General features: G+C 36.7%; 14 protein-coding genes and 3 pseudogenes. 14 read left to right on the forward strand and 3 right to left on the reverse strand.

The genetic code is table 11. The annotated features are described in order from the left end of the window. Positions 1 to 569: 569 nt before the first annotated feature. From licT to PQ474_RS21960, 4 genes are all read left to right on the forward strand, one after another. The gene (licT, locus tag PQ474_RS21945) at positions 570 to 1,409 is read left to right on the forward strand and encodes a BglG family transcription antiterminator LicT (protein ID WP_273847740.1); all 840 of its coding nucleotides are present in this window, start codon (positions 570 to 572) and stop codon (positions 1,407 to 1,409) included. A 152-nt stretch (positions 1,410 to 1,561) separates the two neighbouring features. Beyond that, the gene (locus tag PQ474_RS21950; RefSeq protein WP_273847741.1) at positions 1,562 to 3,403 is read left to right on the forward strand and encodes a beta-glucoside-specific PTS transporter subunit IIABC; all 1,842 of its coding nucleotides are present in this window, start codon (positions 1,562 to 1,564) and stop codon (positions 3,401 to 3,403) included. 75 nt (positions 3,404 to 3,478) lie between these two features. After that, positions 3,479 to 4,921, forward strand: a complete 1,443-nt coding sequence (locus tag PQ474_RS21955) for a glycoside hydrolase family 1 protein (RefSeq protein ID WP_273847742.1) — start codon at positions 3,479 to 3,481, stop codon at positions 4,919 to 4,921. Positions 4,922 to 5,436: 515 nt separating this feature from the next. Then, complete coding sequence (locus PQ474_RS21960) at positions 5,437 to 6,621, forward strand: MFS transporter (protein WP_273847743.1); 1,185 nt, start codon at positions 5,437 to 5,439, stop codon at positions 6,619 to 6,621. Positions 6,622 to 7,493: 872 nt separating this feature from the next. Here PQ474_RS21960 and PQ474_RS21965 read toward each other — a convergent pair. Next, positions 7,494 to 8,591, reverse strand: a complete 1,098-nt coding sequence (locus tag PQ474_RS21965) for an alpha/beta hydrolase (protein ID WP_273847744.1) — start codon at positions 8,589 to 8,591, stop codon at positions 7,494 to 7,496. 1,217 nt (positions 8,592 to 9,808) lie between these two features. Between PQ474_RS21965 and PQ474_RS21970 the strand changes: the two genes are divergently transcribed. From PQ474_RS21970 to PQ474_RS22000, 7 genes and pseudogenes are all read left to right on the forward strand, one after another. Then, positions 9,809 to 10,030, forward strand: a complete 222-nt coding sequence (locus tag PQ474_RS21970; protein ID WP_273847745.1) for an aldo/keto reductase — start codon at positions 9,809 to 9,811, stop codon at positions 10,028 to 10,030. A 174-nt stretch (positions 10,031 to 10,204) separates the two neighbouring features. Further along, positions 10,205 to 11,303 (forward strand): annotated as a pseudogene (locus PQ474_RS21975) (PQQ-dependent sugar dehydrogenase). Positions 11,304 to 11,431: 128 nt separating this feature from the next. Then, positions 11,432 to 12,010 carry a DapH/DapD/GlmU-related protein gene (locus PQ474_RS21980; RefSeq protein WP_273847746.1) on the forward strand — a complete coding sequence of 193 codons (579 nt, stop codon included), beginning with the start codon at positions 11,432 to 11,434 and terminating at the stop codon, positions 12,008 to 12,010. A gap of 92 nt (positions 12,011 to 12,102) precedes the next feature. Then, positions 12,103 to 12,657 (forward strand): cyclophilin-like fold protein, encoded by a 555-nt coding sequence (locus PQ474_RS21985; RefSeq protein WP_273847747.1) that lies wholly within the window; start codon positions 12,103 to 12,105, stop codon positions 12,655 to 12,657. 414 nt (positions 12,658 to 13,071) lie between these two features. Continuing rightward, positions 13,072 to 13,212, forward strand: coding sequence for a hypothetical protein (locus tag PQ474_RS21990; RefSeq protein WP_273847748.1), 141 nt, complete (start codon positions 13,072 to 13,074; stop codon positions 13,210 to 13,212). A 94-nt stretch (positions 13,213 to 13,306) separates the two neighbouring features. Further along, on the forward strand, positions 13,307 to 14,065 hold the full coding sequence (locus PQ474_RS21995) for a tyrosine-type recombinase/integrase (RefSeq protein WP_273847749.1): 759 nt from the start codon (positions 13,307 to 13,309) through the stop codon (positions 14,063 to 14,065). A gap of 842 nt (positions 14,066 to 14,907) precedes the next feature. Then, positions 14,908 to 15,438, forward strand: a pseudogene (locus tag PQ474_RS22000) (reverse transcriptase domain-containing protein); the annotation flags it as partial. Between the two features lie 92 nt (positions 15,439 to 15,530). Here the strand turns inward: PQ474_RS22000 and xerA are convergent. Together xerA and PQ474_RS22010 are read right to left on the reverse strand one after the other, a co-directional pair. Continuing rightward, entirely contained in the window at positions 15,531 to 16,493 is a 963-nt protein-coding gene (xerA, locus tag PQ474_RS22005) for a site-specific tyrosine recombinase/integron integrase (protein WP_273847750.1), read from the reverse strand. Further along, entirely contained in the window at positions 16,483 to 18,405 is a 1,923-nt protein-coding gene (locus PQ474_RS22010) for a tyrosine-type recombinase/integrase (RefSeq protein WP_273847751.1), read from the reverse strand. Before PQ474_RS22010 ends, xerA begins: the two co-directional genes overlap by 11 nt. Positions 18,406 to 18,487: 82 nt before the next feature. Here PQ474_RS22010 and PQ474_RS22015 point away from each other — a divergent pair. From PQ474_RS22015 to PQ474_RS26680, 3 genes and pseudogenes are all read left to right on the forward strand, one after another. Further along, positions 18,488 to 18,812: pseudogene (locus PQ474_RS22015) on the forward strand (reverse transcriptase/maturase family protein); the annotation flags it as partial. A gap of 547 nt (positions 18,813 to 19,359) precedes the next feature. After that, on the forward strand, positions 19,360 to 20,604 hold the full coding sequence (gene ltrA / locus PQ474_RS22020) for a group II intron reverse transcriptase/maturase (protein WP_273847752.1): 1,245 nt from the start codon (positions 19,360 to 19,362) through the stop codon (positions 20,602 to 20,604). 361 nt (positions 20,605 to 20,965) lie between these two features. Then, positions 20,966 to 21,211 carry a group II intron maturase-specific domain-containing protein gene (locus PQ474_RS26680; protein WP_273847759.1) on the forward strand — a complete coding sequence of 82 codons (246 nt, stop codon included), beginning with the start codon at positions 20,966 to 20,968 and terminating at the stop codon, positions 21,209 to 21,211. The last annotated feature ends 65 nt before the right edge of the window (positions 21,212 to 21,276 follow it).

Below are 21,276 nucleotides of genomic sequence, written 5' to 3' on the forward strand. Positions count from 1 at the left end.
TTTTCTTTGCACAAAATAACAAAATTGAACATTTTGAGTTTTTCAAATAGTGAAATTAAATTAATGCAACACTAGTGTTATAGAATCATTTCTATCTTTAACAAGTGCTCTTTTTACCATTACACGGGGGGATAAGTCAAGCATTTGAACAATGATATCTGTATTTTGACCATGCTTTTTTTGAATTGTTATGTCCTCAGTTTTCTTGAACTTGTATATATGTTCATTCATAATATTACCTATTTAACCCAAATCACCTAATTATAGGATACCTTCTGGAATTCAGCCTTGAAACTATATTAGAATCTAGACACCAACTCTCTAAGATAATCAACAATATTAATTGACCTGTTGAATAATCAACGAAATACGCTAATTTATTCATTGTAAACAACCTGTTTATATTTATAATTAAAAACAGATATTGATTATTCAATATTTTTGGGTAAGCGTATACAAAGCGGATTGTTACTGTTAAATCAGGCAAAACCGATTACCGTGGAAAGAGGTAGGGGTTTTGCCTTTTTCTATAATTGGAGGGGATACAGTATAAATCTGGGGGGAATAAAGTGAAAATTGAGAGAATATTGAACAATAATGCAGTTATATCAAGAAAAGAAAAACAAGAAGTTATCATTATTGGACGTGGAATTGCTTATAATAAGCGGATTGGTGATTTAATAGATGAACTTCAAGTAGATAAAATTTTCACTTTAGAAAATGAAGATACAATGAGAAAGTTTAAAACCCTAATTGCCAATATGCCAATAGAGTATATGGATATATCCGAAAAAATCATTGCATATGCAAAAATGAAATTAGGTAAAAAGTTAAGCGATAGTATTTATATTCATCTAACGGATCATATTCACTTTGCAATTGAACGTTATAAAAGTAATTTACCTATTAAAAACGGATTACTTTGGGAAACTAGGCAATTGTACAAAGAAGAATATGAAATTGGATTAGAAGCATTAAATATGATATGTGAACAATTTGGTGTCATTTTATCAGAGGATGAAGCAGGGTTCCTAGCCCTACATATTGTTAATGCTGAATTGAACGAAGAGATGCCAATTATAAAAACCATGACTAAGGTAATGCAAGAAATTTTAACGATAGTTAGATATCATTTCAAGGTTGAGTTTAATGAGAATTCTTTACCTTTCTATCGTTTTATAACGCATCTTAAGTTTTTCGCACAGCGACTAGTCAAGAGCAATCATTACAACAGCGCAACAAATGATGACTTATATAATGTAATTAAGGTAAAGTATCCTGACGCTCATATATGTTCACTAAAAATAAAAAAGTTTATCGAGGGTTCTTACACCTACGAATTAACGGATGAAGAAATGATATATTTGACAATTCATATTGCTAGAGTAATAAAAGATAATAACGGTTAATTAAGTTTTAGGGTTGTAACCTAACGGGCAAAACCTAAATCAAACAGTCGAAATTGATTGTTTGGTTTAGGTTTTTTTATGAAGTTTTTTACCAAACACCCAGTTAATCATGGTGAATTAAGCAGGAATTATATTAAAAAGGAGTGGGAACATTGAGTTATCAAAGCCTTGCAAAGGAAATCGTCCAAATGGTTGGTGGAGAACAAAACATAATAAACGTTGTGCATTGTGCTACTCGTCTACGTTTCAAATTAAAAGATCAAAGTCAGGCTGAAAAGAAAAAGCTTGAAAATTTAGATGGGGTTCTAAGTGTTGTAGAGAACAGTGGGCAATTTCAAGTCGTAATTGGAAGTCATGTCTCTGAGGTTTATCAAGAGGTGATTAAGGTTGCAAACATAAATAGTGAGTCCAACGATTTATCCGTAAAAACAAAGGGGAAAGTTGTTGCAAAAATATTCGATGTTATTTCCGGAAGTTTTTCTCCATTGCTGGGAGCTCTTGCTGGTGCGGGTATGCTTAGAGCGTTGTTAACTCTTTTAACAATGACGGGAGTATTATCTACAGAAAGTGGTACGTACACTATTTTGTTAGCTGCTGGGAATGCTATCTTTTTCTTCCTTCCCATTTTTTTAGGTATTACTATTGCTTCGAAGCTTGGTGCAAATCCATACGTAGGTGGAATGATCGGAGCTGCGTTGCTAGATCCTAATTTTACTGGTTTACTTCAGAATAATGGTAATATTACTGATTTTCTTGGTATACCAGTCGTGTTAATGAACTATTCATTTTCGGTGTTTCCCATTTTTATCGCAGTCAGTATTTATGCTGTACTAGATAGATTCTTAAAGAAAACCATTCATAAAGATCTACAAATGTTTTTAGTCCCTATGTTGTCTTTGATTATCATAGTACCATTAACGGCAATTGCATTTGGTCCAATCGGTGTCTATGTTGCAAGTAGTATCGGAGTTTTTATTAATTTTTTATATTCTGAAAGTGGAATTTTGACAGGTGCCATTATGGGTAGTGGATGGACCTTTCTTACATTATTTGGGGTTCACACAGGATTCACCCCGTTCATTCTTGAGAATTTAGCAAATGGTGGAGATCCACTACTTGCATTGGTTTCTGCAGCAGTTTTTGCACAAATAGGATTAGCTTTTGGTATTTTCTTAAAAACAAAGGATAAAAAATTAAAAGCACTTGCTGGATCTACGTTATTACCTGGATTATTGTCAGGTATAACAGAGCCTATTCTGTATGGGTTAATGCTTCGTTACAAACGTACAATTCTTTATGTCGCCATTGCTGGAGTTGTCGGTGGAGGTATTAGTGGCTTGGTTGGAGCAAGAGCCTTGGCATATGCATTTCCATCTGCTCTTAGTATTCCAATTTATTCCCCGTTTGTACCATACATTATTGCCATGCTATCTGCTTTTACTGTTACAACGATTTTGACAGTAGTTTTTGGATATGAGGATAAAAAGAAATTAGGGGTAGAAGAAAATGTGGTAGAAGCAGGACAAACAACAATTAATAAACAAGAAGCAATAGTCAGCCCATTAACTGGAGTAATTAAATCATTAGCAGAAGTAGCTGATCCAGTGTTTGCATCAGAAGCTATGGGAAAAGGGATTGCCATTGAGCCAACTATTGGTAAAGCCGTATCACCTGTGAATGGTAAGGTCACGACAGTTTTTCCAACAGGCCATGCAATTGGAATTACTTCAAATGAAGGAGCAGAGATACTAATCCATATCGGGATAAATACAGTTCAATTAGAAGGGAAATATTATTCACCGGTCGTTAAACAAGGAGATCGAGTAAGCCAAGGAGATCTGTTAGTTACCTTTGATATTGAAAAAATTAAAGAAGCCGGATACCCAGTTACTACTCCAATTATTATAACAAATACAGACCGTTATACCGAAATTATTGAAATGAAAAAAGAAGCTGTTCAAGAAAAAGAAGGTTTATTGACATTAGTCAGTTAATGAACTTTTTTTATACAGGGAAGAGACTTTGTTACTCTTCCCAATAATAAATTATAATCGCGGAGGATACTAATAATGAAAAATGAAAAAATGGAATTTCCAAAAGGCTTTTTATGGGGCGGAGCTACTGCAGCTAATCAATTAGAAGGTGGATTTCATGAGGGGAATAAAGGCTTAAATATTGCCGATGTTCTGCCAGGTGGAAAAGAACGACTTAAGCTATTACAGTCACCGGGCTTTAATTTTGAAATGGATACAGAAAAATACAGTTATCCGAATCATGAGGCGATCGATTTCTATCATCGCTACAAAGAAGATATCGCGTTCTTTGCTGAAATGGGATTCAAAGTATACCGTATGTCCATTGCATGGACAAGAATTTTTCCAAATGGTACTGAATTAGAGCCAAACGAGGACGGATTAGCTTTTTATGACCGTGTGTTTGACGAGTTGCATAAGTATGGGATCGAACCGGTTGTTACTATGTCTCATTATGAAATGCCGGTAAATCTTGTGAAAGAATATGGTGGTTGGAGAAGTCGAGAAGTTGTTACGTACTTTGAAAGATATGCTAAAGTAATTTTGAACCGTTACAAAAACAAAGTGAAATATTGGCTCACATTCAATGAAATCAATTCTGGTCTAGAAATGCCAATTATGGGTCTTGGTTTTGCGATTCAAAAAGAAGAAGACAAATACCAACCGACTTTCCAGGCTTTCCATCATCAATTTGTTGCTAGTAGTTTAGCGGTAAAGGCTTGCCATGAAATCATACCTGAGGCGAAAATTGGATGTATGATACTATATATTCCTACGTATTCCTTTGATTGCAACCCTGAAAATGTACTGTATGCTCAACAAGAGGCACGTTTCTTCAATACTTTCTGTGCTGATGTTCAAGTGAAAGGGAAATATCCTTCTTTCATTCAACGTTACTTTAGAGAACATAGTATTAAACTTGAAATGAAACCAGGAGATTTAGAGTTGATCAAGAGCTATACTGTGGATTTTATTAGTTTCAGTTACTATATGTCACGTACTGAAATGAAAGATAAACCATCTGGTGATACAGTCGAAGGAAATATCTTGGGTGGAGTAAAAAATCCGTTTCTAAAAGCGTCTGATTGGGGATGGGAAATTGACCCTATAGGATTAAGAATTACTCTAAACGAGTTCTATGATAGATACCAAAAACCACTTTTTGTTGTGGAAAACGGTTTAGGAGCAAAAGACAAAGTAGAAGAAGATGGATCGATAAATGATGATTATAGAATTGAATACATCCGAGAACATATTATACAAATGCGTGAGGCGATTGAAGATGGCGTTGAATTAATGGGTTACACTCCCTGGGGATGTATTGATTTGGTCAGTGCGTCAACCGGAGAAATGTCCAAACGTTATGGATTCATTTATGTGGATAAAAATGATGATGGCAGTGGGACATTAGAACGCAAAAGGAAGAAGTCTTTTAATTGGTATAAAGATGTAATTGCATCAAATGGAAGTGAAATATAAATTTCTTTATATTTTCCCCCCTTGTAAAAACTATTGATTATTTTTATTGAAAACAACAACAGGTAGGAACACTCCCTTTATATTTCTAAAGGGGGGGTGTTCAAATTAATTGGTGCAATTTTATTAATTTAAGGTTGTAGGAGTACAAGTAAGGATATAATTCCCGTTTATGTTTCATTTGACTTTTTAATAGCAAAAACAGTTACTAAAGATAATCAACAAATATAATCGCTTTGTTGAGAAATCAACGAATTGCGTTTTTTTAACCATTGATCGTAACCATGTTCCTATTTATAGTTATTAACAGATGTTGATTAATCAACCGGAGATGATTTTCTTTTCTAGGCGATGCAATGCCCTCTTTAGAATTATTAATTGGTTACTTTCAAGCATTTTTACAAAAAAATGGACTTTTAAATTAGGAAAGATTGAAACTCGAATAGAAAACTTTAATGACAGTTTAACAGTACCAATTGAAAAAAATGATTTAAGAGCATAAATTGGGAGGTTTTTTTTTGGATAAACAAAATAAATTGATTATATTGATATTAACATTCGGTGTTTTTGGTATTTTAAATACTGAAATGGGGGTTATTGGGATCCTGCCGTCTCTAGCTGAGTATTATGGAGTCAGCGTATCTCAGGCAGGATTACTTGTGGGGCTATTTGCTCTTGCTATTGCCATAGCTGGTCCGACGATGCCTTTGTTGTTTTCAGGTATAGATCGTAAGAAGGTGTTATTACTCGTTTTGGCTATATTCGTACTAGGAAACATCGCTACTATTTTTATAACTAATTTCACCGTAGTATTAATTATTCGCTTTATTTCAGGCTTATTTCATCCGGTGTATGTTTCATTGGCTTTTACCATAGCTGCTGATTCAGTTAAAAAAGAGGAAGCGCCAAAAGCTATTGCTAAAGTTTTCATTGGGGTCTCTGCGGGTATGGTAGTCGGTGTACCGATTGTTAGCTTTATTGCTAGTGTAGCTTCCATTCAAATGGCGTTGGCATTTTTTGCCGTTACAAATGCTTTAGTATTAATTGCTACACTACTCTTTATGCCATCTATGCCGGTGAAAGAAAAACTTTCTTATGGATCTCAATTACGCATATTAAAAAAATCAATCACTTGGCTTTCTATTATAGGTGTTATTTTTCTCAATGCATCAGTATTTGGTGTTTATAGTTATTTTGCTGAGTTTCTGACTTCTGTTACAAATATGCCTTTAAATACCATCACGATCATGTTATTTCTATTCGGTTTGACTAATATTATTGGAAACATTGTCGCAGGAAAGTTACTTACCCAAAATGCAATTAAAACTGTAGTGGCTTTTCCATTTGCATTGGGAGCCGTTTACATCCTATTCTTCTTATTCGGAGAACTCACCATACCTATGGCGATCATTACGTTAATTTGGGGTATCATAGCTGGAATAGGAGCTAACATCAATCAATACTGGGTTATGTCTTCAGCTCCTGAAGCTCCTACCTTTGCGAATGGCTTATTTTTAACATCCGCTAACATAGGAGTAACAGTAGGGTCAGCTATAGGTGGGTACTTTATTGCACAAATGGGTACACAATACGTGATATTAGTAGGATTTATATCAATTATATTGAGCTTGGTTTTTGTTTTCCTAAGAAACTACAGGTATAATAATGTGCAAAATAACCCTTTAAATAGTAGAGTTTCCTAGATAGTAATTGATTTATAATTCTTTGCTTATTCTGCAAATGGATTATTATAACATTGAAATAACTATAATTGTTCAAGCATTGGATTTCGGTTGTATAATCCAATGCTTTTTTTCTTTATCCTACCATAATATTATCTAGTAACGCTTCTGCTTCATAAACACCTTTACCAACATCTCATTAGGCCAAATCCCTTAAAAGTATTTAAATTGATTCTAGTAATTGTATAAAAAAGATCTTTGTAGCCTGTTCAGCTTAAATAAACTGCAATGATTACTCATTAATTTTTAGAATTATTGACCCTAAAAGATTTGGTTAAAGGACTCGAGTGATTCGTAAGATTTAGTATAAAAGTATAAAACGATAATGATATTATCCCTTTAAGTAGATTTTCGAAAATCCTTTGATATGATGGGGTTAGAATGTGGGTTCGAAAGGGGATCTCAGTGGCAATAAAAGGGTGCTAGATGACCTTCTATCTGTTCATGGGAAGAGACATCTGCAACTTTATAGCAAGTTCTGTTGAAGGCTCAAATTCTACAAGAAGCATTAGTAATAATGAACACTTTATCCTAATTAACACCCTCTTAAATATCGGGAATAATGAATGCATTAGGTTTAGAGCTTTAATAACGTTGTTTCGGGAAAACAACTCCTACTGCCAAGCCTGTAGTGGTTCACCACCAAGTTATAGCCCAGGCCGAGCGTACCACAAAAAGCCACTTCCTAAATTATTTTAGGAAGTGGCTTTTGTTATTAATATTAGTTTTTTCATAACTACTTACTCAAAGTGGAGGAGAAATCGCACTTACTATTTCTCGTTTCGAGAGCATGTGAAGGACTAACGGCCTAACATCATTTCGCCTAGATAATTTTATAGTGCTTCTTTGAAGAAAGACTCGAGCTTATCAAAGGGGATTAACTCCACTCGGTCGTACAGATCCACATGCCCAGCACCCGGAACAAGGTAGAGCTCTTTTGGTTCGGCTGCACGCTCGTACGCATTTTGACTGAATTCAATTGAATGAGCCTCATCACCCGTAACGAATAGCATCGGACGCGGAGAAATCGTCTCGATATCTTCGAACGGGTAGAAGTTCATAAACTTCACGTTACTAGTTAGCGTCGGGTGTGTTGTTAGCTCAGGTGATGAACCTTCAGGCGTAAATTCACCCCTCGGAGTACGGTAGAAATCATAAAACTCACGCTGGATCGGGTCAGTGTTTTCAGTCAATTCATGTACCGTACCACTAGTATATTCGGTTTCACCGCCTGTAAATTCTACATAGCGTTGCTCTGCCGCCTTTGCGATGATCGCTTTTCTTTGCTCAAGTGTCAGTGAGTTGTTCAGTGCGTTACGAGCAGCCGCTCCCATATCATACATACTCACTGTCGCAATGGCCTGAATGCGCGGGTCGATTTTAGCCGCACTGATCACGAAGCTCCCGCTGCCACAGATGCCAAGTACACCAATTCGTTCTCTATCGATAAAGTCTTGTGTGCCTAGATAATCGACAGCAGCACTGAAACTTTCTGCATAGATATCCGGCGATACAGCGTTGCGCGGCTCACCCTCACTCTCTCCCCAAAAAGGTAAATCTATGGCCAAAGTAACAAATCCTCGTTCAGCCATTTTCGTGGCATACAAATTTGCACTTTGTTCTTTTACTGCGCCCATAGGATGCCCGACAATGATCGCGGGATTTTGGGTGTTCTGACTACCTTCAGGAATAATAAGATTCCCTACAACCTCCATGTTGTATTGATTATTAAATGAAACCCTCTGCATTGTTATCTCGTCGCTCTCGTAAAAGTTGTCTGCTCCATTTGACATGTCCGGCTGGTATGAATCGTCATTGCCAGTGGTGGATACTACGCTATCATCGGTCGTGGATGTATCGTTGCACGCGGATAAAATCGAGCCCAGTGCTATCACTGTGAGTAAAAGCATGACAAAAGATTTTTTTTTCATTTGAAAATAACACCCTTTCTTATTTTGGATTTGAAGAATGAGTTGATTAAATAAATAACAATGATTCCTGTTATAAATCAATTTTGATTAAATAATCAACATATGTCTTAAATTATAAGAAAGGAAGCTTGATACATACAATAGTTAATTAAATGCAATTTGTTGATTATTCAACAAATGAATTGGAATTGTTAATTTAAAACTATCTAGCGTTCATAGAAGTAGAATTAAAAGCCAAGAAGCCATTAAAAAAGCTAATTTTTTCACTAGCCCTTTTTACATAATCTAATCATTTAAAACCAGAAATTTATCATCCTGTGGCTATAAAGGAAGTTTTTTGTAGTAGGTATATCCTCTATTAGGAAAGGAAAGGTAAAACCTAAGGCTGATATTTGGCGGGAGGAGGACAAAAAAAAGCCCCAAGAGATGGCAGTCTCTTGGGAGCGGCATCTTAGCGGGAAAAGGGTTGAGCCAAATGAACCAGTTTAATATTTAAAACTGTAGAATGTGTGTTATGTATACAAATAGTCACTGCAGTTTAGTAATGGTTTTCAAGAAGGTCATTAGATAAGTTACAGTTCAAACGGCTCAAATATTGATACCAAAAGAATCGCAAGGCTTAAAACTAGTTCAAAAAAACAGTCGAAAATGGTTCAGTGCTTCTTGTTATTATTCTCCAAAATAGAGGTAAGAACAAGTGTTTGTTTAAGTGTGCAAGTAGAAAGGATACACTAAAGATATTTGGAGGGATTCTCTTGAAAAACAAGGATATACTTCGTAAGAAGACTGATTATGAACTAATACAATTTAAGCATTATCAATATAATTTCTTTCCTTGCAAGATTTAAGAAGTGTTTATTATTACCAGATGAAACTGAACCATTTTGCATATCCAAGTTTTGTTCCTTCGTACTTACAGTGCATAACCAAATATCACCATTCATCACCTGCAAAAGTTGTTTATAACCCTAATTTCAGCACCGAAAACGGTGTTAGATATTATAAATATTACTTTGATCTTGGGAATGAGTTTTGGTTCTGTGAATTAATACAAATAGGTTTTTTTTGAAGTGATTATCGGTTCCGTAAACGTCCGTTTTTCGTATTTTCGAATCCATACATATTTTCGCTTTCATGCTTCGAACAAATTGGCGCGAATTGTATAAATTATGCACTTAATATCATTAAATTTGCACGTAGTTGCTCGGGGTGATCGCTTGGGTACTAATCTAACGAAACAAAAAGTTATAAAGGAAATTGCTGAAAAACATCATTCAGATAGTTTTCAAATTTTATTAGCTTGGTGTATTCGAAATGGTCAAACAATTGCTATACCACAATCTAATAATACCGCTCATGTGATTGATAATGTGAAAGCAGCTCAAATTCAAGTAACTAAACAAGATTTGGCGCAATTAGATTCTCTATCCAGGACCTAGCATGAAACAGCCTCTTGCCTTATGGTAAGAAGAGAATGTAGAAATTATTTGTGCAGGCAAAATGGTAACCAAAGAATGCAAGATGCAGTGGATTGATTTATCTCTAAAAAATTTCCCTTCTTATTTATAAAAGTAGACGAAAACAAAATACATGAAAGGTAAAGGTGATTGCGGATGAAAAAAATCATAGCCCTATCTATATTTCTACTACTTATGATTGCTGGATGTGCTGGAAATGACCATCAAAATACTGGGACTGAGCCGGAAAATGCTTCAGGTGAGCGAGAAAATGAAGAGCAAGAAGAGCAAATTGTGCTCATTGAAAATCCAGAAGTAATTGCGGAAAATCTTGAGATTCCTTGGTCGATTGAAAAACTTGAAGATACAATCTATTTGACAGAGAGACCAGGCTATATCATAAGAATGGAGAATTTGAACGGCAAGACGTAGAGCTAGAAAAAGAACTTTCTTCAGCTCCAGAAGCAGGGTTATTAGGGTTTGTACTCGATCCTGAATTTCTGGAATCCAATATAGCTTACGCTTATTACACCTATGATGACAGTTCTGGACCATTGAACCGGATTGTTACACTGCGTTTGGAAGAAAACGTTTGGCGAGAAGAGAGTATGCTACTCGATAATATCCCAAGTGGTACCTACCATCATGGAGGAAGGCTTAAAATCGGATCTGATGGAAAACTTTATGCAACAACCGGTGATGCGTCTGTACCCAATATTGCACAAGATCTCGATTCATTAGGTGGAAAAATTTCAAGAATGAATCTTGATGGATCGAATCCAAGTGATAATCCATATCCAAATTCCTACGTGTATAGTTATGGACACCGAAACCCTCAAGGACTTACTTGGTCGTCTGACGGTATACTATTTTCAAGTGAGCACGGCAACAGAGCAAATGATGAAGTCAACTCAATAGAAGCTGGTCAAAATTATGGCTGGCCGATTATTGAGGCTATGAGGAACAAGAAGGTATGGTTTCACCGCTGTTCACTTCTGGAGATGCAGACACTTGGGCTCCATCTGGAATGGACTATTATGATGGTAAATTGTATGTTGCAGCATTAAGAGGATCTGCTGTTTTAGAATTTGACCTTGAAACAGATGAACAACGTGAAGTGATATCTGGACTTGGCCGAATCCGGGATGTACTAATAGAAGATAATTACCTTTATTTCATTAGCAATAATACAGATGGACGTGGTAATCCAGAAGAGAATGACGATAAGCTATATCGAATCTCAATTCAGAATTAAATTAGTTTTGCAAGTTCAACAATGAGTGCTGTGTACGAAACAAAATATCTTCCTTGTTCAGTAATATTAGGGAATGATATGGAAGTAAAACAATATCTTAAGAAGTCTATTGATAAGGAGAATGTCAAATGGAAATTCGAGAATTTTTAGCACATATGAAACGTGGTGAGACGGTTGAGGGGGGATCAGAAATACATCAAATGATGCATACAGTATCACAGGTAGCCTTGAAAATGATTGCCGAGATCAATGGAAGCTATCATCCCCCGGAAGAAATTCGTAAATTATTTTCTGATTTAATAGGCAGTCCCGTGGATGAGACGTTTGCCTTGTTTCCACCTTTTTATACAGACTGTGGTAAAAATATCAAAGTGGGAAAGAATGTCTTTATCAATTCAGGATGTCGTTTTCAAGATCAGGGCGGCCTAACAATTGGCGATGGCACGCTCATCGGACACAATGTTGTCTTGGCTACCCTCAATCACGACATGAATCCCAACAAACGCAGTACGATTCATCCTGCGCCCATAGTGATAGGAAATAATGTTTGGATTGGAGCAAATGCGACAGTTGTTCCTGGTGTGACTATTGGTGACGGTGCCATTGTCGCAGCTGGTGCAGTTGTCACCAAGGATGTACCGCCTAACGTTATTGTTGGCGGTGTACCTGCAAAAATTCTTAAAAAAATTGAAAACAGTATGGAGTAATCCTGCTGTTTTCGTGTTATCTACAGATTACGAGGTGATTTGTATTGAATTAAAAGTACTTAAATTGTTTTATAAAGAAAGGAATAGTCGTAATGAAAAAAATTCTTTTAATACTATGTATGTTTATAATCAGCTTTGGCCTGATTGCTTGTTCTACCAGTGAAACAAATGAAAGAGAAGAGATGAATGTAGAGGAAATGCCAAGTAGTGAAACTAACGAAGAAATGGATGAGACAAATGTAGAAGGAGCGCAAAGCAGTGAAACTAACCTAGAAAGGGATGAGGTTGAAATGTCACCCCCACTAACTATAGAGCTAAAAATAACAATAGGCGACGAAGTATTCTTAGCAAATCTTTATGATAACCAAACAGCACAGGCATTCATTGAAAACCTCCCCTTAATCATAGACATGGAGGATCTTCATAGAAATGAAAAGTTCCATTATCTTTCAGAGAGACCCGGCGTTATTAATGCGGGAGATATCATGCTTTATGGTGACAATTGTCTGGTTTTGTTCTATGAAACCTTTTCAAGTTCCTATAGCTACACTCGTCTCGGATATATTGAGGATGAGGAAAGTTTTGCTCAAGCTGTCGGAGACGGTGATATAAATGTCACTCTTGAATTGGCAGAAAATAATGAGTAAATAAGAATAAAAGACTCTAAATATTACTTACGCCAAATAGATGAATGATACGAATGGAATATTAGCTTAGATATAAGTGTTTTACATTTTGACTTCTCATTATATTCTAAAATACCAATCAGGATTCATCGAATAGAAAAATTGTTTGAAGAATAATTAACTTAGGACCACAAGATTTACTAAACAAACAGGGCATGTTGAAGAAGAACAACTAACAAAGTTATTTGATGCGCAGTACAACGACTACTAAATATATACAACCATTATGAGACGATTACCCCAAGGTAACCGTCTCTTTCTTATTCGAAGAATAAAATTTAAGAAAATAAGATGCTATTCATACTCAGTTGGTATTCTTGTTGTTTGTATAGGTAATCCTTAGTTACTAATAAGAACTAAGGAGAGTTGATTATTATGAATCTAGGTGAGCAAATATTATCAGATTTAGTAGCTGCTTTAAAAGATTTATATCCTAATATTGAAGTGGAAAATACCAAGAATAAATTATCTACTGTTCTATCAGAGTATTATATTCAAAGAGTTGAGTTAAGTTAAGTAAGGTACATCCTGATCTTGAGGATCAAATACAATTGTTCATCTCGGCCAAAAATTAGAAGGGTTAAGTTCTATTACTCTAGACAACTACCTCATGGAATTAGGTATGTTTGCTGATATCGTAAAAAAGAAGGCTGAGGACATAGCTACAGCAGATGTTCGAATGTATTTAAGTCAAGACGGGAAATTAAAAATGAGCACAATTAGAAAGAAATTATCTGTTTTAAAGAGTTTTTTTAGTTGGTTAGCTTCAGAAGAATATATTAAGCGTGATCCAACTACCAAATTAAAAGCTCCAAAAGATGAATACCGACTTCCTAAATCATTATCAATTGAAGAATTAGAAATGTTAAGAGAATCTTGCAATACAGTCAGGCAGCGTGCTTTTCTTGAAATATTGTATGCAACGGGTTGTAGGTTGTCTGAAGTGCATGGATTAGATAAAGCTGATATTAATCTACAAAATATGAGCACATTAGTTATTGGTAAAGGTGATAAACAAAGAGAAGTCTATTTTTCGATTAGAGCAATGTATCATTTAGGTAAATATATAAAAGGAAGAAATGACAATTGTGAAGCCCTGATGGTTACAGAGAGAAAACCTTATAGAAGATTATCTAAACGAGGAATACAAAGAGAAATAGATATAATCGCTCGAAAAGCAGGTTTACAAGACAAAGTAAGTCCCCATGTTTTAAGACATACTTTTGCTACTTTAACCTTAACTAATGGAGCTGAATTGGTTGCTATTCAAGAGCATTTAGGACATAGTTCACCAGATATGACACTTAGATATGCAAAGATTACTCATGAGCGAAAGCGAGAGCAGCATAAAAAGTATTTGATTCAATAAGTTGCTGGTCATTTGACTTATACTGCTGCGCAATAAATATCTTCATTTTTTGATGATTTTGTGAAAGAATGTCCTTGTGCGAAATGTTCCTAATTTTAAATGGAGGATGGTTACATCTCTCTGGTAAAGATTAGGCAATTCCTTCTGGAATTGAAGGATTACATCGAAGAACCAAATGATGTGATAACGCACAGAAGGGTTCTCTCTTAGTCGAGTAGCGCTTGATTTAGTAAGAACGATAGTGTTATTAGCTCGGTGAAAAGGCGTGAGAATTCACCGTAACAGTGTAGTTTAGCTGACGAAAGCCTACCCGATGGGGTGGTGTGAATCATAATGCTTGAGTTTGAATGAATATGGTGAGAATGTGTACAAAACCTTAAAAGCAAAAGGGCAAGCTGACGAACTTCCGAATGTACGGGTCTAGAATTTTAATACATAGAAATGTGTATATCACCAAATTGTGAGGTTAACTGTGGATGAGTAAAACTAAGTACTATGAAAGTCCATGATACGTTAAAGGCGTATGAAGGTTAACAGGCTTATAGGAAGCACCTAAGTTCATTCTATAATAGATATAATTCAACATTGGAAGCTGATAACGTGGAAGGCTTACTCCTTATGAAACGTTGGAAAGGAAAGCAATAATGACAATAGTTATTGTATAACTTCCCTTTGTATCAGTGAAAGTGGTGGCATAGTACCAATGAAGTGTCTAATCAACATGGAGGGATAGCCACTAGACTAATGAAGAGTCATTCAACCATGTAAGGCAGATCTTTATCGGTTAATAAGGTTCTCGTGAGACTAAAAGAGGTTTAACTCCGAAAGGGGTAGCCGACTTATTGAAACGGAAGAAACTGAGACACAATGAGTATTACAATCTACAAGAGTGTTTCGACACTCTTTATGCTAGAAGTGTCAATGGTGATAAGTTTTATGGATTAATGGAATTGATGAGTTCTAATGAGAACATACGTCTTGCTTATCGAAACATTAAAAGGAATACAGGAAGTAAGACGCAAGGAACTGATAAATTAACAATTAAAGATATTAGTCATTTATCAGTGGAAGCTGTAATAACAAAGATTCAAAACATGTTTGATAACTATAAACCACAAAAAGTACGACGTGTATTGATTCCTAAAGCTAATGGTAAAGTAAGACCGCTAGGTATTCCAACTATTTGGGATAGGATTTTTCAACAATGTATATTACAAGTTTTAGAACCTGTTTGCGAAGCGAAGTTTCATAAACACAGTTATGGATTTAGACCGAATAGAAGCACCCATCACGCAATAGCGAGGTTCAAATTTCTGATAAACCAATCTAGACTCCATCACTGTATTGACGTGGATATTAAAGGATTTAGCGACATTAATTTAAGGTGAAATACAACCTTTAAGGTGAACAAACTACTAAAATACTGTTAAATGCTAACTCTATCGTATGATTACTCTTTATTTTATTAAGTGCCTGTTCGAATACCGTAAGGTGTCTGAAAAGAACTGATGGGGTCTCCCTTTAGCCCCATAATGGTGCGCATTTTTCTCATAGGGTGTTGCTTTGAAAGTTCTTTTAAATCAGTAATTGTGATATGTAAATAGATTTGAGTTGTAGATAAACTTTTATGTCCAAGTAATTTTTGAATGGACACCAAATGAGCCCCTTCTTGAAGAAGGTGCGTAGCACAAGTGTGCCGCAATTTATGTGGAGTCACATTCTTATCAATATTAGCTCCTTCTGCATACTTTTTAACCATGTATTGGATCGCACGAGGAGTGAGGGAACCACCTTTTTTGCTTACAAAGAGTTCAGGAATTTCGCTAGTTCTAGATTCTAAGTACTCATCAAGAGCCTCTTCTACGATAGAATCCAGTGGCACAAAACGTTGACGTCCCCCTTTACCAGAAATAAGGATTCGTTTTTCAGTGAAACTGACGTCTATTACTTTCAAAGAACAAATTTCACTCACGCGTAAACCGGCAGAATAAATTAATGTAAGAATTGCTCGGTCGCGACGGCCAAGAATGGTTGTGGTATCTGGTTGAGAAAGAATATCCTGCATTTCTTTATTTTCAAGTATGACTGGAAGACGCTCTGGTGTATCGAGTAGTTTCGGCCATTTTTCACGTTGATCTTGTTTTGAATCTAGTAGTTCCATCAGGATGAGAAAGTCAATATAAGCTGAAAGAGTTGCCAACTTTCGACCAACCGCAGCTGAGGCATTTTTTCGCTCAACGCGAAGATAACGAATATAATCTACAACCAATTTAGCTTTAGAGGGATTATCCACGTGTGAATAGTAAATAGTGCAGAAAGTATTCATTACTTTTAGATCAATGGCGTAAGCTTCAGCGGTTTTGGGACGACAACCTCGAACCATTTGTGCATATTCTAGAAACTCTTGAATCGTAGATTCATTCATCATCTTTTTTCTCTCCTGACAAAGGTGGTATATTTTTACGTAATAAACTGACTGCTTTTCTGAGGTCTTCAAAATCTGCATGAGCATAGGCACTCGTTTCAGCTAATGTCTTATGTCCTAAAGCTTTTGCGATGACTTCAATCCGGCCTCCACGTTTAATAAGGTGGGCAGTGAAGGTATGACGAAGGGTATGTGGGCTTACAGGTTTTTGAATATTGGCGACTTCTGCATAATGGCGAATACGCCTAGTAACGGTCCAAGGCTTTATGCGAGTTCCCTTTAAATTAAGTAAGAATGGACCAGATTTCTCCTTCCGGTACAACCCGAGATATTGTTTGAAATCATTTAAAGCAGCTTTTGGAATGGCGATTTGTCTGTCACGGCCTTTGCCTTCACGAATATGGACCCAGCCCTCTTTTATGTCTACGTCTTCGATGTTCAAATTACTTAGTTCTCCCACACGAAGACCAGTAGAATATAGAACAAGAAGCGCCATATAGTCAGTAAATCCTTCTAGTTCAGTTCGGTCTGGTGCAGATAGTAATCTCATCATTTCATCTTCAGTTAGGTAAGCTTGTTCTTTTGGTTGTTTAGGTACCATTTTTAGTGCCTCCATTGGATTGTCTGACCGCCAGCCCCGTTCCACGGCGTAGGAAATAAAAGACCGAAGGTGAGACAAATTTTTATCTATGGTACATTGAGAAATCCCAGCTTGTCTACGAGAGCTCAACCAGCGAATAATGTCTGGACCACGTAAAGCTTCTATGCCATTTTCAAGGCAGTTAGGACAACCTACGGAGAATCGAGTTAGACTAAATCGGAATTCTTTAATTGTTCCTTTACTGTATTTTTTCATGCCAATTGCCGTTCTTATAAACTCCTCAATTTGGTTCGCTAACTTTCCAACCAGGGGGGCAGCCTGTGGCGTCATCGTATATTTTCGTCGTAAGGAAGTCATTGGTTTTTTACGAGAACTTTTTACTAATTTGAGTTTCGGCCGTTGTGGAATTGTCGCTTCATTAATTGGATGAGATTCTAGTGCGGCGGCGATCTCAGGGTTTTGTATCCTTGCATAATGTAATGTAGTTGTAACTTTTTTATGACCGAGCCAATCTTTAATGTGTACAATGTTTCCTCCTTGTTGGAATAGGTGAGTGGCACAAGTATGTCGTAATTGATGAGGTCGCAATGGTTTGATCCACATTTCAGAGTACGATTTAAAAGTTACGCCAATTAAATTGTTGGTCATCGCTTCTTTTCTCCAAGTAAGAAACAGTGGAGAAGCCATATCAAGATCCTTACGAGTGGCTAGATAAGTTTGAAGTAACTCTAGGACCTCACCAACAAGGGGCACACGCCGGTCTTTACGTCCTTTACCAGCCCGAATACAGAGAACCTGTTCCTCCCAAAGAATATCACTGAGCAGTAGATTAGCCGCTTCTCCCGCTCGTATACCAGTGGCATACATAAGAGCGAATAGGGCTAAATTTCGCTTTCGAATGGGGTCAAACTGGCGCCTCCCTAAGAAGGAGTTAACCTGTCTTCTTAACTCTTTAAGGCAATTTTGGATTTCTTCTAAAGATGCGACTTCAGGTAGAGCTTGGTGGGTATCTAAATTAGTGTAAGACAAGTGGATACTTGGATTGTCAAAGCAGTACTCCTGTTGTTTTAAATAGGTAAAAAAGGAACGAATTTGGCTTACAATAAGGTTTCGGTAACCAAGAGATTTTCCTTCTGTTCGTTCAATACAGTAGTTTTCAAGATCAACAAGTTTAACAGATTGGAAGTTTAGAGAGCGCTCTTCCAGGTGCTTAGTTAGCTTCTTTAATTCCCTTCCGGTGCCCAAAATAACTTTTGGAGTATATCCCTTAATGACAGACTGGTATTCACGATATTCTTGGATGATAGATTCCATAATAATTTCTCCTTTTAAAATATTTTACAAGATCCTAAGGTCTTGATGATAATTATTTATGGTTCTATCTTATATCGCTAAAAAAGGTTTCTTTGATAATGTGAATCATAGCAAACTTCTGAAACAGATGTGGTCATTAGGAATAAGAGATAAAACAATACTCTCTCTTATATCAAAAATTCTAAAAGCAGAAGTTGAGGGCGAAGGTCTACCAACAAAAGGGGCACCACAAGGTGGCATACTGTCCCCACTTTTATCAAACATCGTATTAAATGAACTTGATTGGTGGATAAGTAATCAATGGGAAACGTTTGCCAGTAGCTACGAATATAAACAACTTTTCAAAATATCCTGCACTTAAAAAATCTAGGTTAAAGGAATGCTTTATCGTACGTTATGCGGACGATTGTGTGCCACGAAAGCATCCAAAGTGTGCGTAAGCACATAAGGAAGCTGTGCTGCACTTAAGATGAGAGTAGGCCTCTCGCAATCGCTATACAGGTAGGGATTGCAAACCACCTTAAGGTGCTGTAGTCAAAAGCTATGGTATTGAGCGTTAAGGAAAAGGCAGAACAAGATTCTGTCAGGTACATATTAAGGAGACGAAAACCATTGAACCGCTGAAGAAGTATCGAAAGCGTAGAGGTGTCATCAAAACTGAGGGGGAGTCGTTAACTCAGGATAAGTTCGGAGGAAACCTGTTTACTGTCCGTTCGGTGACCGGTATAAAGGCGGCGTGAACTTAATATAGGCTTGAGTGTGGAACGTGGGAACCTACGACATGGATGCTAAGGGAGAAATTCAAGTGGAAGCCCCACAAGAATCAGAGTACCAATGCCATGTATAGGGGCGGAATAACCCGTAGTAGTTATGAAACCTCCTAACGGAGGTGGAGCAAAGGGGTTATATTATTCAGTTTTATAAACAAGTCAACCATCATAGTGGGAGGAACTTATGCATAAAACAAAGCCGTATGTGATATCTAAGAAGATAGTATATGAAGCCTTTATGAGAGTTAAAGCAAATAAAGGGTCAGCAGGAATTGATGAGCAATCCATAGAGGAATTTGAAAGAAACCTAAAAGACAATCTTTATAAAGTATGGAACAGAATGTCATCCGGAAGTTACTTTCCTCCAGCAGTCAAAGCGGTAGAAATACCAAAGAAAGCAGGAGGGACAAGGACATTAGGAATACCGACAGTTGCCGATAGAGTTGCACAAATGACAGTGAAATTATATTTTGAGCCTTCGGTAGAACCATTCTTTCATGAGGATTCCTATGGATATAGACCAAAGAAAAGCGCCATTCAAGCAATAGAAACAACTCGAAAAAGATGCTGGAAGTACAATTGGGTACTTGAATTTGATATTAAAGGTCTGTTTGATAATATAGACCATGATTTACTGATGAAAGCCGTGGAGAAGCATACAGACATAGAATGGGTAAAGTTATACATTAGAAGATGGTTAACAGCACCATTCCAAACTAAAGATGGAATAAAAGAACGTACATCCGGCACACCGCAAGGTGGTGTCATAAGTCCGGTGCTAGCAAATTTATTTCTACATTATGCTTTTGATAAATGGATGGCTATTAATCTTCCATCCAATCCATTCGCCAGGTATGCAGATGATGCAGTCATCCACTGCAAGACAGAGGATGAAGCAAGGAAAGTGCTCAAATCCTTAAGTCAGAGAATGAACGAATGTAAACTCGAACTCCATCCTTCCAAGACAAAAGTTGTATATTGTAAGGATGCGGACAGGAAAGAAGAACATGAAAACATAGCGTTTGATTTTCTGGGATACACGTTCAGACCAAGGTTGTCCAAGAACAGGTGGGGAAAGCATTTTGTGAACTTCACACCAGCTATCAGTAATAAATCTAAGAAATCGATTCAGCAAAAAGTGAGAGATTGGAAATTACAACTGAAGGCGGATAAAGAGCTCATAGACCTATCAAATATGTTTAACTCAATAATTCAAGGGTGGATTAACTACTACGGAAAGTTCTACAAATCCGAAATGTACTCCTCTTTAAGGCATATAAATAAAGCCTTAACTATGTGGGCGAGAAGAAAGTATAAAAAGTTATCTCGTCACAAGAAAAGAGCAGAACACTTTCTAGGTAGAATCGCTAAACAAAACCCAGAACTTTTTAAACATTGGGTTATAGGTATTAAACCTACGGCTGAATAATGGGAGCCGGATGAGCTGAGAGGTTCACGTCCGGTTCTGAGAGAGACTACTGGGGAGGTTCCAGTGGTCTACTTACCGTATTATTATGGTTAAAAGTGAAATGGCGGCGAAACGAGTCATGAGATCAGTGACAAGGTTCATTGAAGAAAAGTTGGGTCTTATTGTCAACAGTACAAAAACAAAAGTAACCAGACCTGATGACCCTACAATGAAATTTCTAGGGTTTGGCTTCTATAATGATTATCAAGCGGGTTTATACAAGGCAAAACCGCACCAGAAGTCCGTAGAAAACTTCAAATAAAAACTGAAACAATTAACGAGAAAGAATTGGAGTGTTGATACGAAGTATCAGGTTGAACGAATCAACCAAGTCATACGAGGATGGGTTAATTACTTCAAAGTTGGCTATATGAAAACGGTGTTAAAAGGCATTGATTCCCATACAAGAGTTCGACTGAGAACGTGCATATGGAAGAAATGGAAAACAGCTAAGAATCGAAGAAAGAACTTAATCAAACTTGGAATAGATACAATGCCTACAAATATAGCTACAAAAGTAAGGGTGCAGTGCGAATTGCCTACTCGTGAGTACTTACAACGACAATAACGAACAAGAGATTAGCTATGTTTGGGCTAATCTCTTGTGTCGAACATTACAAAAAAAGTACATGC

This window comes from Halalkalibacter alkalisediminis, from assembly GCF_028610705.1.
Taxonomy (GTDB): domain Bacteria; phylum Bacillota; class Bacilli; order Bacillales; family Bacillaceae_D; genus Halalkalibacter; species Halalkalibacter alkalisediminis.